Raw genomic sequence first — 12,409 nt, 5'->3', positions numbered from 1 at the left:
ATATGATTAATAATGGGAATAATTATTGCAGCAGTTATTAACTACTACGAGAATTCGAGGTGTTCCAATGGAGTACAGAATCGAGAAGGATTCACTTGGCGAGGTTAAAGTTCCTGCAGATAAGCTGTGGGGCGCTCAGACAGAGCGTAGCTTAGTTAATTTTCGCATTGGTACGGAAAAAATGCCTTTGGAGCTCATCCACGTGTTCGCTCTGCTGAAAAAAAGCGCAGCATTGGTGAATAAGGAGCTTGGTAAGCTGAACGACGAGAAGGCAGCAGCTATTGTTGCCGCCGCTGATGAAATTATCGCTGGGCAATGGGATAGCCACTTCCCTCTTGCTGTATGGCAGACAGGCAGCGGTACACAATCGAATATGAATGTGAACGAGGTCATAGCCAATCGTGCCAACCAGCTCCTTGCAGATCAAGGAAGCGCGCAAAGGATCCATCCTAACGACGACGTCAATCAGTCTCAGAGCTCTAATGACACTTTTCCGACGGCGATGCACATTGCTGCTCTCTTGGCTGTAAATAATCATGTTCTCCCTGCTATTCTCAAGCTAAAGGGAACTTTAGAGCTCAAGAGCAAGCAATTCGAAAATATTATTAAGATTGGACGAACGCACCTTCAGGACGCTACTCCTCTCACTCTTGGACAGGAAATGAGCGGTTGGGTGAGGATGCTGAGCAAAACTGAGGAAATGATCCGGAATAGCGCCATTAGCTTGCGGGAATTAGCAATTGGGGGAACCGCAGTCGGGACAGGAATCAATGCACACCCTCTATTCGGCTCTAAGGTAGCAGAGAAAATAAGCCAGCTCAGCGGTAAAACATTCGAATCAGCAGCAAACAAATTTCATGCGCTAACGAGCCATGATGAGCTTGTCTATGTTCATGGTGCGTTCAAGGCATTAGCTGCCGACCTGATGAAAATAGCGAATGATGTACGATGGCTGGCTAGTGGGCCAAGAAGCGGAATCGGCGAAATCACCATCCCTGCTAATGAGCCGGGAAGCTCCATCATGCCAGGGAAAGTTAACCCTACTCAATCTGAAGCCTTAACGATGGTTGTGGCACAAATAATGGGCAATGATGTAACAATCGGAATCGCAGCCAGCCAAGGAAACTTCGAGCTGAATGTATTCAAGCCGGTTATTATATACAATTTTCTGCAATCTGCAACATTGCTGTCCGATGCCATTCATTCCTGGAACGACAATTGCGCTGTTGGTATTGAAGCGAATATTACCGTAATTGAGGGCCATCTTAACCGTTCTCTTATGCTTGTGACGGCGTTAAATCCTCACATCGGATACGAGAACGCTGCAGCGATCGCTAAAGCCGCTCACCAGCAAGGGATTACACTGAAAGAAGCAGCTTTACAAAGCGGCTTACTAACCGACGCTCAATTCGATGAAATTGTTCGACCTGAGTATATGATTCAACCCCGGGAATAGAAACCTTAAATGAATTGGAGGGGCTTGAATAGCCCCTCCTTACTCACCTCATTATTTTATCCCCTTTTATTTTCACCCCATAGGACAGTTTTTCTAAGTATTTGAGCTGGGCTCTCTTATAATCCACGCCCCTGGGAATAACTTGGTTGTTACGAATAGTGTAGGGGGTAAAAGACATCTCGATTTGGCCTTCGAATAGCTTTAAGTGAAGCAGCCCTGTGTCAGCCTTCCGGTTACGGATATAATCCGGAAACAAGAAATTACCTATCGAATACGCAATCGGCTTCCCCTTGTAAATCTCAAAGCCCTGAAGCACATGCGGATGACTTCCTACAATTGCATCGGCTCCTGAATCAAGCATTTTTCGAGCCATTTCTCTTTGCCATGCCTCGGGGTGATTATTTTTCTCGACGCCCCAGTGGATATAGACAATTAAGTAATCCGCTCCTTCTCGCTCTCTAGTTATGGCCTTATACATTCTATCTGGATCATAGGCATCAGCAACTCCGGCATGATCTCCCCTTGCGAACCAGTTACCTGAAGGCAAAAATCGAGAAAATGCAGCAATCTTGACCTTCTGCCCTTGTATCAGGAAGGTTCTCGCCGAATAGGCCTCCCTTTCGTTCTTTCCTGCCCCCATATATTGAATGTGATTGTCGTTCAAGGATTTGAAGGTATCCATTAACCCCACCTGCATATAGTCCAGAACGTGATTATTAGCCATTGACACGAGATCGAAACCAGCGTGCTTTATTCCTTGAAGTGAGGAAGGATTGGACTTGAAATTAAAGAGTTGAACACTATCTTTGCGCTTAGCTTGGGTTATACTTGTCTCCAGGTTGGCCACAGCCAAATCAGCCCTCGTTACCTCTTTCTTTACATAACGAAAAGGAAAATCAGGGCCGTTGCGCGCAATGGCACGTTTGACTGAGCCGTCCATCATCGTATCTCCGGCAAATACGATATCAATGGGCTGCGCTGAGGGTACAACATTAATGCTACCTGTCACCATGAGCAACATTCCAATTAACAGAGCTGAAAGCATCAATTACTCGTCCTCTCTAAGTCTTTTGTAATCGTAGCTATTATTCTCAACCCAGCCATTTATCATTAGAAAAAAAGCTAAAATGGGACCCCTAAGGGCCCCACCGGAATGATCAATATTAAGATTAAACTGCAGATGTATGATTTCGTATCTCTTGGTTGGAATAGGTTCCCTCGTTGTAAATTAAGCAATTCAGCTGCATCCCGTAAGCACAGCCTCCGTCAATTCCAATCTTATCCTCATTAAACCAGATATCCGGCTTTCCATGGATCTCAATGGCTCTCGTATGACCGAAAATAACCTTCTTGCTCAAGCCTGTCTTTGAGCGCGTAAATTCATTTTTAATATACATAAAATCATGCTTAGGCTGCTCTTTCCAGTTCACATAATGAGGATTTATTCCCGCGTGAACATAGATATGCGCCTCATCCTCGTGGTAATACGGTAGGCCATTCAGAAAATCAATATGATGCTTGTAATGGGTTGAAATATATTGTCTAGCTTCCTGAAGCTTGTCCAAGTTCATTGTTTTATCTATAAAATCACAATAGCTTTGAAGGGTCTGAATGCCCCCATGCTCCATAAATCGGGATTGCACGCTTGAGTCGTTCGTTCGGATTAGATCCACTAACCTTTGATCATGATTACCCCTCAGCGCAATGGCATGATGCTGCTGAACAAGCTCCATAACCTTAGCGACAACATCCTTGCTTTTCGGTCCCCTATCGATATAATCCCCAAGCAATATGAGCTGATCTGAGCTGGAATCGAACTGAATAGCCTCTAACAATTGATTAAACGGTTCTATACATCCATGTATATCACTAATCATTAATATTCTTTTCATATGCTCATCTACTCCTCGACATGACTACTAACCACTAACTATAATTCCATGTCGAATTCGAATTTCCTTTTATTTCTGTAGTCTTTGTTTGTCGTTTAAAGCAATATTAGGTCGCATGCTATTCCTGAAGAGAAATGGCCAGCTTATCCTCGGATGATTCGTAAGCTTCTAGAATGGAAGACAGCAACCCAGGAAATCTTATGTTCAAATCTTCTGTACGTAAAGAAAGAAGTCTCTGGGTACCTTGTACACGGACATTAATAACACCTGCTTCGCGTAAAGTCCGAGCATGATGTGAAAGCGTGGATTTGACGACGGGGACTGCGATGTCTCCGCACGTTCTTTCTCCTTGCTTGTGGATATCAGAAATAATGTAAAGGCGCACGGGATCACTTAAGGCATATAACACGGAAGACAATTGAATGTCAGCTCGGTCTGGGTGATGGAGAATTTTCACGGTGAAGCCTCCTTTAACTGAACGATTAGCATTTAGAAAGACAGTACATTTTTATTTTAAAGCTTATGATTGAATTTTAACATATCACGTGTTATATTTCTATTGTTCGATAACAATCAAACTTTAACATCATGCATGGAGGGATAAAATATGTCAGTTCCACAAAAAGAAAATCAGCTCGATGATAAGCAACCAGCGATGCGTGAAGGAATCGTCACACTGCTGCTTGGTTTTTCCATTGTGCTTGTCATTATGAATACGATGATGTTTAATTTGGCGCTTCCGGATGTATCCAAGGCTTTCGAGCTAACACCATCGGCAACATCTTGGATAGTAACAGGTTATTCCATTATATTCGCCATATCTTCTATTACTTATAGCCGCTTGTCGGATTTTGTGCCACTACGTCGCTTGCTCATTATCGGAATTTTGTCTTTAAGCATTGCTGCTATTATCGGCTTCTTCGCCAACAGCTTTCTCATGCTGCTCGTCGTACGTATTCTCCAGGCTTCAGGAGCAGGCGCACTACCTGCTCTGTCCCTTGTTCTAATATCTCGCTATGTTCCCTTAGAACGAAGAGGTAAAGCTATGGCAGCTATTATGTCGGCTGTATCGTTAGGTCTCGGACTTGGTCCAGTCGTTGGCGGTGCTATCGTGGAATATTTGGGCTGGCACTATTTATTCGTTGTCACAGCAGTAACCTTGCTATTGGTGCCTTTGTTCGTCCGCCTCATACCGAAGGAAAAGCCTATTAAAGGAACATTCGATGCTTTAGGTGCTTTACTTGTTGGGGTCGGAACAACCGGATTACTGCTTTTCTTAACGAATCAATCTACAATTGCCCTTATAGCTGGTTTGATTGCACTTATTCTTTTCGTCATCCGAATTCGATCGGCTAAGGAGCCTTTTGTCCTTCCTTCTCTATTCCGCAATCGTTCTTATTTAACATTAGGGGCAGTAGGCATTGCCGCTTATATATGCAGCTTCTCCACACTGTTTCTCTTACCACAAATTTTAGTAAAACAGTTCGGGCTAACAGCTATTGGTGCTGGACTTGTTATTTTTCCAGGGTCGCTCTTAGCTATGTTCGTGTCTCGCCAAGTCGGACGAATCATCGATTCCCAAGGGAACAGCTCCATTATTCGTTACGCGCCATTGCTAATCCTAATATCTGTGGTCCTGTTTGCCTTATTTGAAGGGACATCCTACATCGCAATCATGTTCATCTTTATGCTTCTCAGTGTTGGTTTTACTGTCATAAACAGCAGCATATCGAACGAAATGTCGCGTATTCTAAAGCCTTCGCAAATCGGATCGGGGCTTGGGCTGTTCCAGCTGCTGCAATATTTCAGCGGGGCTTTCGGGGTTGCCGCGACGGCCAGCGCACTCGTGTGGCAGAAGGATCTAACGCAGACGCACGCATACAGTAATATCTATTGGGGAATGACAGTTATTGTTCTCATATCGATCGGCTGTGCATTCGCCTATCTTCGCTCCGCTCCTCGCGAGGTTCAAACGTCGTAATTGGAGATGTTTAACCCATAGTATGAAAAAGCATCCTGGTCGGTTTGTAATCCGACTAGGATGCTTTTTTGAGTTATTTTCCTAAGTGAAAGTGATTTAGGCTTGGCGTATATGCTTTTTCACATGTTAATTAGGTTAGTTTCGTTAATGCATCCGCCGTAAAGGGAAGTAGCTCTTCCGTGCGGCCATCGTGAATTTTAGCTGACCAAGCAGGATCGACAAGCAAGGCACGACCTACCGCAACGAGATCAAACTCTTCATCCTCCAACCGAACAAGCAGATCATCGATTTTAGATACTCCTGCGCTCTGTCCTTTAAAAGAATTAATAAACTCATCGTCGAGACCAACCGAACCTACTGTAATTGTCGGCTTACCCGTCAACTTTTTAACCCAACCTGCAAAGTTAAGGCTTGAGCCTTCAAACTCAGGCTCCCAGAAACGACGAGTAGAGCAATGGAAAATGTCTACGCCGGCTTCAACTAATGGAGCTAACAATTGTGATAGCTGCTCGGGTGTTGTAGCTAGCTTCGCATTATATTCACCCGATTTCCATTGAGATATCCGAAAAATAATCGGAAATTCTGGCCCAACAGCACGTCTGCATGCTTCAACGATCTCAACAGCAAACCGAGTACGGGCGATTAAACTCCCACCATAGCTATCTGTGCGTTGGTTAGTCTTCTCCCATAGGAATTGATCAATCAGATACCCGTGTGCACCATGCAGCTCGATTCCGTCAAAGCCTAATCTCTTCGCATCGGCGGCTGCATCAGCAAAAGCTTGAACAATTGAATCAATATCTGCTTGAGTCATAGGCTCATTTACTTGTTCACCGGTTAAACTAAGACCAGAGGGTCCAACCGAAAGTACTTCCGGATGAGGCTGAGAACCGTTTTTACGAGTCATTCCAACATGCCATAGCTGTGGAACGATTCGTCCCCCCGCCTCGTGTACAGCCTTTACCACATTCGCCCATCCTGCTAAAGCTTGCTCGCCGTGAAAGTTAGGAATATTCGGGTTATCTGTTGCGGCCGGATGATTAACTAACGTCCCTTCCGTCACGATTAGTCCGACACCATTCTCTGCACGACGACGATAATAACCAGCAACATCCTCACCAGGCACGCCCCCTGGCGAGAAGCCACGTGTCATAGGCGCCATTACGATACGGTTTGGCAACTGCAGCTTTCCTAGAGCTATAGGTTGGAATAAGGATTGAACAGAATGAGTATGTGTTGCTGAATTCGAATGATCCATTGTAAAACCTCCAATATTTCGTTTGTATATCTTAATATATATAATTATAGATATATATATTCAGTAAGAGCTGCTCAAACGGATATCTCAACTAAAGCTCCGCCTGAACACTCTCTTTAAACCGTCTAATATTTTCCTCATCGCGCCGATAATACGTCCATTGCCCCACCCTCTTAGACTGAAGCAAACCCGACTTCTGCATCTTGACCAAGTAACCGGAAATAACTGACTGTGCCAACCCCGCCTTTTCAGCAATAGATCCTACACAAATGCCATTCTCGAAATCACACTCTTTGGCAAGATGGGATTGCGGTCCAAAATGAGCTTCTGGCTCCTTCAGCCACTCAAGAATCTTAAATCGCGTCTCATTCGACAAGGCTTTAATAATCAATAATTTATCCATAGCTACATTATATCTATATTTATAGATATGTAAATACTTCTTCTCAAGATAACTAATTCAAGTAAGCATATCGTCATTTCAATGATCCTATTGTAAAATGGTGTAAAAACAACGTGTGAATTGAGGATGAAATATGGTAGGATTGCTCACTATTGTAGGCTTTTTAGTCATGGTTGGCGGCATAATATTGGGTATTGATATCATTAATGGTCCCCATAGCTATCTAGGTTTATTCGACAAATCAATTTCAGGAATTAAGTTTAAAACTGCCTGCGTAGTATGGGCATCAGGAATATTAATAGGCCTCTTCTTCATCACTCTTGGACGTATTGTAGAGCTACTGGAAAACCTCAATGGTCCAAAGGAAAATGCAGCGAATAAGAAGCGCTCTCGTGATTTGTAGTAGATTTTAGAGTACATACTAACAAAAGAAACAGCCGTAACCATGGACACCATGGGTCGGCGCGCTGCAAGCCGCTGTGAGCGGACTAATTGGTTGAAATGCGGTGGTCGGCTTGCTGTAAGCCGCTGTGGGCGGACTAATTGGTCGAAATGCGGCGGTCGGCTTGCTGCAACCCGCTGTGAGCGGACTAATTGGTTGAAACACGGGGGTTTCGGTGCTGCAAGCCGCTGTGAGCGGACTAATTGGTCGAAAAACGGGTTTCGGTTTGCTGCAAGCCGCTGCGAGCGGACTAATTGGTCGGAAAACGTGGGTTTCGGTGCTGCAAGCCGCTGTGAGCGGACTAATTGGTCGAAAAGCGGGGATCAGTATGCTTCAAGCCGCTGTCAGCGGACTAATTGGTCGGAAAGCGGGCTTCGGCCCGCTGCAAGCCGCTGACAGCGGTCTAATTGGTCGGAAAGCGGGCTTCGGCGCGCTGCAAGCCGCTGACAGCGGTCTAATTGGTCGGAAAGCGGGCTTCGGTTTGCTGCAAGCCGCTGTGAGCGGACTAATTGGACGAAAAGCGGGGGTCGGCTTGCTGTAAGCCACTGTGAGCGGACTAATTGGTCGAAAAACGGGTTTCGGTTTGCTGCAAGCCGATGTGAGCGGACTAAATGGTCAAAATGCGGGGATCAGTATGCTGCAAGCCGCTGACAGCGGTCTAATTGGTCGAAAAGCGGCAGTCGGTGGGCTGCAAGCCGCTGACAGCGGTCTAATTGGTCGAAAAGCGGGGATCAGTATGCTGCAAGACGCTGTCAGCGGACTAATTGGTCGAAAAGCGGGGGTCAGCGTGCTGCAAGACGCTGTCAGCGGACTAAATGGTTGGTAATCGGGTTGCGGCGCACTGCAAGTCGATGTGAGCAGACTAATTGGTCGGAAGTCGTGTTTCGTAGTCCTGTAATGTTGATTCGATTTCTTTAGCAGCATCATATTGTTCAATACCATTTTCTAAATTGCAGTAAGCTCTTTCTTCGCTTTTTCAATCCTCATATCCTACCCCCTCTTACTTAGAATTGCTGCACTCTAATATAAAAAAGAAAACCACACAGAGATGGCACTCGAATGTGGTCTAAATTAGTTAGTCTTTTTCAATTTGCGGTATTGGGTAGTAAAACATTCCACACACCGTTTGCCTTAACAATATTGTCTTTAAGATCTTGATAGTTAATTTCGAACTCTACATGATCACCAAGTACATGTGGAACAGAAATACTTATGCCAAGTGAATCGTTTGTAAAATAAGAAAATATTTTCAGTTCATTATCGTCACTTACTTCATCAGCATTAGTCAGATACGCAATCCAATCGGTATTTGAAATTTTACTTATTTCATCCTTAGCTTGTGATTCAACGTCCAAAGTGGGATCATACGGAATGTATTTTCCTGCTTTCAACAAATTGACGAATCTATCATCTATAGTGAACATATCTTTCAGTTTAATTTTCCGGCCATTCTCTACATCAAGATTAGTTGTAAATAAAATATTATTCGGATAAGCTGCACCCTTTGCGTAGCCTAATCCTACGTATTGAATGCTTAAGAGCTGACTCCCTGTCCACTTAGCCACATAATTTATATTTATTTCTGCCCCTTTTTCACGCCCACCAAAGTAGTCTACTGCTTGCAATGCTTCATTTTTCAATAAATCATTTAATTCCTTTTTCCTTTGTGAGTCATCAAATTGAACAATTTCAGGGTAAAAAATATTAACATTATTTTTGGTATAGCTTACTTGGTTTATTTCTAGTTTATTTTCACCTTGAACAATAGGTTCTTTTTCTTCTGTTGTATTTGTTTCGATCGGCTGTTTTGAAATGTTATTACTCGAATTAACACTATTTAATGGCGTTAAATCACTCTTCCCACATGACGATAAAATCAAAGCCAAAAGGATCAGCACACCGAATCTCATTTATTAAATCTCCTTATTAGGGCCACGTTAGAAGATATTCTATCATACATATGTTTCCAAATAAATCATAATATTAATGCACCAACCCACAAAACCCTAGCTGTAAATTGATAGCTGTGGCACATAATCAGTAAATTGGTAAAGCTGAGCTGCTCGCTGGGAGTATCGATTGGACATAAGAAGCTCACCCTTCCGATCTCTTACCTCCTCAATCAGGCCTTTACGGCTTTGTGTCGAAGTAATCTTCCGGATGAAATTCCTCTCCTCGAACTCAGGAACGACTGTTTGGATAACCTGATACAGCTCACTAATCGTAAAATGCTCCGGGAGAAACTCCTTGGCAATTGACGTTGTCAGCATCTTCTGTTGAATCTGTCTTAGGGCATCGCTAAGAATGGCTTGATGATCAAAAGCGAGCTCCATGCTCAGGGCCTCATTAACTGAAAATAATCGGACGTCAGCAGCATCATCAGCGGCACTCCTTTGAGCTAGAAGCGATTCATGCACAAGCGCGAAAAAGGCATGGGAGATAATCCAGCCGCGAGGGTCGCGCTGTGGTGTGCTGTAAGCATTAAAATACTCGATATGGACATCATTAACACCCGTCTCTTCCTGTAGCTCCCTTTTCGCACTGTCCAGCAATGTTTCTGTTTCCATTGAGAACCCACCTGGCAACGCCCATTGACCCTCAAATGGCCAGGATTTGCGCTGGATAAGCAGTACTTGCAGCTCCCGTATGGGTAAAGATTTCTGTGCGGTGTGCCTCTCTGTTGACGTAATCGTGAATATTACAATATCCGCTGGAGCCCCATCAGGAGTGCGATAGTTTTTTGAAGAATAATTAGCTGCTGTTTCTAATGGTTCAGTCATTGTTATCACCCTGTTACTGATTTTTATACTTTCATTATGACATTATATAATAATAAATCGATTACTACAACGATGCAAAACATCGCTAATATGAATATGCAGCTTTGCTAGTGAGACAATAACGATCAGAAACATCCTACTTGCTGGAAAACTGACTACCGCGGCTCCAAAAACACCTCAACAGCGATCATAAACATCGTTCTTTCCTTTTTCAAAATGAAAATTAAGCCAATAAGAATGTAAATCATTCTACTTGGCGCGACACGAGCATCTGCGCTTGGTTTCGGAGTATAATTGTTTGACATAAGCTTGTATGCTCGGTGTAGGAGCTTATAGTTTGAGATAAGCGGATATTTCGTACAAGAGTGTAAGTATGTGTAGTTCACTCAGGAACCTAATCCCGCAGCCTCAACCCACAAGTGGGGCAATTGGTTGCATTCGATGCGACAGTTTGTTGACATCCTGGACACTCTTCCACAGTTATAGCTTCTTCTTCATTTCCTACGCCCATCTCAATTGCACTCTCTTCGACAACTACCCTATTTTTCTGATTTTCTCTGATGTCTATCAAAATATCCTTGATATTGTTTAATGTTTCCGTCTGCTTTGAATTGTTGATAGCCGACTTGATCAAGCTGTAAAAAATAAATAACGATAGTGAAGTCAATATTAGCCATACAATGAATCCCATATCCCCAGTCCCCTTTAAAATATTTAATAACATTAATTAAAAACACTTACGCATATGTTACGCTTTTCACCCCTACAACCTTCGACAAATTTCCTATTTTCCCCTTCTGCAACAAAGAAAAAGATAAGCTGTATCATGCACAATCGTGCAAATATACAACTTATCTTATAGGCTACCTATTCATGTTATGCCTTCGATTCCTACTGGCTCTCTCCAACTCTCTCAACGACTTTGTCGATAGCATTAGCGAATTCCGGTCCATAGAAGCTCAACCGCCAGAAGGATGCGCCTTTTAATCCGTATCTCTTGGCTAGTCCAAGCTTATCGTCAACAGTCGATGTCGTCTCACTCCATAAGCTGATACCTAGAATAATTTTATCCTTAGCCACTCCGGCTTTTAGAAGCAATTGAATTGCTTCTTCGACCTTAGCATTGGGCTCTGGTTTAGGATCGAGAGTCCCTTTAGGATTGTAGTCATGTGCCATCACAACAAGATCATCCGCAATCGAGGCCAACGTCTTGTAATCATAGCCCTTATAATCACTGTTCGGTGGAGGTACAGCAAGCGATAGCTCTACATTAAGATCGTTCAGCTCCTTATCGAGCGCCCTAACGAAATCATTAAGCAGCTTTTGCTGAGCCTTAGGATCAAGCTTCCACCCAAGTCCCTCGAAATCTAGCAAAACACCGCCAAAGCTATTATCTCTAGTCAATCTAACAATATTGTCGATAGCATTGCTCCTCAACGTTTCGTCACTAAGCATCTTAGTCAGCTCGCCCTTGTCATCTCCGGAGAATACCATCAAATAAGGCTTAGCTCCCTTGGAGGCAGCGTCAGTTACCAATGATTCCGGTGTAATCTCACCCGCTGCTTCAGGCCAATAGAAATCTTTGCCCTTCAACGTAAGCTCTCCATCTTCAGTAAGACGTGTCCACCCGAATGCAACGGAATCCATAGCTTCGATTCTATCACGGTTTGCGAACGATTTAAGTGCGTAGAAAGCACGAAGATGCATTTTCTTCTTAGGAGAGACAATTATGATGCTATTCGTAGCTTTGTTCCAGCTGACTTGAGCACCAAATTGTGTGCCGAAGAAGCCGAGCGGAATAAGCGTTTGATTGTCCACAATCATTGGCGCTGCCAACAATGCAACAGTCTTGCCATCAACGGTAGCCGTCTTCTTCCCCACTTGCAGAACTACTTTTCTCGTTGCCCCATCAACCTGACTCTCGGCATAAATCGTTTTTGTTTTGGCTTCCCAAGTAACAGAAATACCTAAATTGTTCGCTAATGCACGAAAAGGCACTAAATTCACATTATTATACAAAAGAGGTTTCGTGCCCAGTGTTAACGGTATATCGTCAAGTATAATATTGATTTCTGGCTTGACAGCCGCGGCAGACGAGAATGATCCTATCGAAGTGCCTCCCAATATCGTCAATCCTATTACGGTAGCAACAGTTGATTTTCTTAGTCTATTCATACTAAATCTCCTATACTGTTCT

At 43.6% G+C, this 12,409-nt stretch carries 14 protein-coding genes; 5 read left to right on the top strand and 9 right to left on the bottom strand.

The annotated features are described in order from the left end of the window. Positions 1-67 precede the first annotated feature (67 nt). Positions 68-1,456 (top strand): class II fumarate hydratase, encoded by a 1,389-nt coding sequence (fumC, locus tag KCTCHS21_RS15625; RefSeq protein ID WP_130610037.1) that lies wholly within the window; start codon positions 68-70, stop codon positions 1,454-1,456. Positions 1,457-1,499: 43 nt separating this feature from the next. On the opposite strand, the gene KCTCHS21_RS15620 is transcribed toward fumC, so the two are convergent. From KCTCHS21_RS15620 to KCTCHS21_RS15610, 3 genes are all read right to left on the bottom strand, one after another. After that, the gene (locus tag KCTCHS21_RS15620) at positions 1,500-2,501 is read right to left on the bottom strand and encodes a CapA family protein (protein WP_232058247.1); all 1,002 of its coding nucleotides are present in this window, start codon (positions 2,499-2,501) and stop codon (positions 1,500-1,502) included. 124 nt (positions 2,502-2,625) lie between these two features. Continuing rightward, positions 2,626-3,348, bottom strand: coding sequence for a metallophosphoesterase family protein (locus tag KCTCHS21_RS15615; protein WP_130610034.1), 723 nt, complete (start codon positions 3,346-3,348; stop codon positions 2,626-2,628). A 118-nt stretch (positions 3,349-3,466) separates the two neighbouring features. Then, entirely contained in the window at positions 3,467-3,805 is a 339-nt protein-coding gene (locus KCTCHS21_RS15610) for an ArsR/SmtB family transcription factor (RefSeq protein ID WP_130610031.1), read from the bottom strand. Between the two features lie 150 nt (positions 3,806-3,955). Here KCTCHS21_RS15610 and KCTCHS21_RS15605 point away from each other — a divergent pair, with 150 nt between their 5' ends. Continuing rightward, positions 3,956-5,329, top strand: a complete 1,374-nt coding sequence (locus tag KCTCHS21_RS15605) for an MFS transporter (RefSeq protein ID WP_130610028.1) — start codon at positions 3,956-3,958, stop codon at positions 5,327-5,329. Positions 5,330-5,459: 130 nt separating this feature from the next. Here the strand turns inward: KCTCHS21_RS15605 and KCTCHS21_RS15600 are convergent, their stop codons facing one another. Next, positions 5,460-6,587 (bottom strand): NADH:flavin oxidoreductase, encoded by a 1,128-nt coding sequence (locus KCTCHS21_RS15600; RefSeq protein ID WP_130610025.1) that lies wholly within the window; start codon positions 6,585-6,587, stop codon positions 5,460-5,462. Between the two features lie 91 nt (positions 6,588-6,678). After that, the gene (locus KCTCHS21_RS15595; RefSeq protein WP_130610022.1) at positions 6,679-6,990 is read right to left on the bottom strand and encodes an ArsR/SmtB family transcription factor; all 312 of its coding nucleotides are present in this window, start codon (positions 6,988-6,990) and stop codon (positions 6,679-6,681) included. A 133-nt stretch (positions 6,991-7,123) separates the two neighbouring features. Here KCTCHS21_RS15595 and KCTCHS21_RS15590 point away from each other — a divergent pair, with 133 nt between their 5' ends. From KCTCHS21_RS15590 to KCTCHS21_RS15580, 3 genes are all read left to right on the top strand, one after another. Further along, positions 7,124-7,393 (top strand): hypothetical protein, encoded by a 270-nt coding sequence (locus tag KCTCHS21_RS15590; RefSeq protein ID WP_130610019.1) that lies wholly within the window; start codon positions 7,124-7,126, stop codon positions 7,391-7,393. Positions 7,394-7,622: 229 nt separating this feature from the next. Beyond that, a complete protein-coding gene (locus KCTCHS21_RS15585) occupies positions 7,623-7,973 on the top strand; it encodes a hypothetical protein (protein WP_130610016.1) in 351 nt (116 codons plus the stop codon). A gap of 6 nt (positions 7,974-7,979) precedes the next feature. Beyond that, positions 7,980-8,258 carry a hypothetical protein gene (locus KCTCHS21_RS15580; protein ID WP_130610013.1) on the top strand — a complete coding sequence of 93 codons (279 nt, stop codon included), beginning with the start codon at positions 7,980-7,982 and terminating at the stop codon, positions 8,256-8,258. 259 nt (positions 8,259-8,517) lie between these two features. On the opposite strand, the gene KCTCHS21_RS15575 is transcribed toward KCTCHS21_RS15580, so the two are convergent. The 4 genes from KCTCHS21_RS15575 to KCTCHS21_RS15560 all read right to left on the bottom strand — a co-directional run bounded on the left by KCTCHS21_RS15575 (position 8,518) and on the right by KCTCHS21_RS15560 (position 12,387). Further along, positions 8,518-9,342, bottom strand: coding sequence for a hypothetical protein (locus KCTCHS21_RS15575; RefSeq protein ID WP_130610010.1), 825 nt, complete (start codon positions 9,340-9,342; stop codon positions 8,518-8,520). Between the two features lie 96 nt (positions 9,343-9,438). After that, on the bottom strand, positions 9,439-10,212 hold the full coding sequence (locus KCTCHS21_RS15570; RefSeq protein WP_130610007.1) for an NUDIX domain-containing protein: 774 nt from the start codon (positions 10,210-10,212) through the stop codon (positions 9,439-9,441). Positions 10,213-10,606: 394 nt separating this feature from the next. Further along, the gene (locus KCTCHS21_RS15565; protein ID WP_130610004.1) at positions 10,607-10,903 is read right to left on the bottom strand and encodes a zinc ribbon domain-containing protein; all 297 of its coding nucleotides are present in this window, start codon (positions 10,901-10,903) and stop codon (positions 10,607-10,609) included. Positions 10,904-11,103: 200 nt separating this feature from the next. Continuing rightward, entirely contained in the window at positions 11,104-12,387 is a 1,284-nt protein-coding gene (locus KCTCHS21_RS15560; RefSeq protein WP_130610001.1) for a stalk domain-containing protein, read from the bottom strand. Between the last annotated feature and the right edge of the window lie 22 nt (positions 12,388-12,409).

The sequence above is a fragment of the Cohnella abietis genome (assembly GCF_004295585.1).
GTDB classification, from domain to species: domain Bacteria; phylum Bacillota; class Bacilli; order Paenibacillales; family Paenibacillaceae; genus Cohnella; species Cohnella abietis.
The sequence above is the reverse complement of the archived record's forward strand: the minus strand, read 5'-3'. Positions and strand labels throughout refer to the sequence as shown.